This is a genomic window from Oceanobacter sp. 4_MG-2023, assembly GCF_030689165.1.
Lineage (GTDB): Bacteria > Pseudomonadota > Gammaproteobacteria > Pseudomonadales > Oceanobacteraceae > Oceanobacter.
In genome coordinates, this window is sequence record NZ_JAUYVV010000064.1 from 1 (window position 1) to 1,574 (window position 1,574).

At 52.9% G+C, this 1,574-nt stretch carries 1 protein-coding gene; it reads left to right on the plus strand.

Annotated elements, in window-relative coordinates:
* The coding region (locus tag Q8W24_RS16745; protein ID WP_305476033.1) for a cadherin repeat domain-containing protein at window positions 1–1,574 on the plus strand (1,574 nt) is incomplete at both ends.

Below are 1,574 nucleotides of genomic sequence, written 5' to 3' on the forward strand. Positions count from 1 at the left end.
TCGGTTATTTACACAGCGATTATCGATGACTCCGCGGATATTTCGGATGGCGTAACGTTTAGCCTTGGCGGCACTGATGCGGCTTACTTCACCATTGATACCAATACTGGCGAAGTGACTCTAAAAGCTGATGCTGACTACGAAACCAAACCAAGCTACAGTTTTACTGTCACCGCTACCGACGGAGCGGGTAACCATACCGATCAAACTGTCACGCTGGCGGTCAATAACCTCGATGAAGTGGCACCGACGATTACCTCTGGTGATACCGCCACTGCCATCGATGAAAACAGCGGTGCTGGGCAGGTGGTGTATACCGCTACCGCTGAAGACTTCGCGGATATCTCCGATGGTGTGGCTTTCTCGCTCTCAGGCGACGATGCCGCGTATCTCTCGATTGATGCCAGCACCGGTGAAGTCACCTTGTTGGCCGATGCCGACTATGAGACCAAGTCCAGCTACAGCTTTACTGTCACCGCTACCGACGGAGCTGGTAACTTTACCAATCAGGCCGTTACCCTGGCGGTCAATGATCTGGATGAAGTGGCGCCAAGCATTACATCTGGCGCTACGGCTACTGCGATCGATGAAAACTCTGGTGCTGGGCAAGTGGTGTATACCGCCACCGCTGATGACTCTGCTGATATTTCGGACGGCGTAACGTTTAGCCTTGGCGGCACTGACGCGGCTTACTTCACCATTGATACCAATACTGGCGAAGTGACTCTAAAAGCTGATGCTGACTATGAAACCAAGTCCAGCTACAACTTTACTGTCACCGCTACCGATGGAGCGGGTAACCTCACCGATCAAACCGTCACGCTGGCGGTCAATAACCTGGATGAAGCAGCGCCAAGCATTACGTCTGGTGATACCGCGACTGCCATCGATGAAAACAGCGGTACCGGGCAAGTGGTGTATACCGCCACCGCTGATGACTCCGCAGATATCTCTGATAGCGTCACTTTCAGTCTGTCGGGTGCAGATGCAGCGTACTTCAGTATCAACTCAGCCACCGGCGAAGTGACTTTGTTGGCGGATGCGGATTACGAAACAAAAGCCAGCTATTCATTTGTAGTCACCGCCACCGATGGGGCTGGTTACTTAACTGATCAGACCGTCACTCTGGCGGTTAATGATCTGGATGAAGTGGCACCAACGATTACTTCTGGCGCTACGGCCACTGCGATCGATGAAAACAGCGGTGCGGGTAGTGTGATTTATACCGCCACTGCCGATGATTCAGCGGATATATCCAGTGGAGTGAGCTTCTCGCTCTCAGGCGACGATGCAGCGTATTTCAGTATCAACCCAGCCACCGGTGAAGTCACCTTGTTGGCGGATGCGGACTACGAGACCAAACCAAGCTACAGCTTTACCGTCACCGCCACAGATGGGGCTGGTAACTTCACTGATCAGACCGTCACTCTGGCGGTCAATGATCTGGATGAGTCAGGACCGGTATTTAACTCCGGGACTCTGGCGGATGCTATTGATGAAAATTCTGGTGCCAGCTCGGTTATTTACACCGCGACCACGGACGACGCGGCAGTGGTTTATTCGTTGTCTGGTAC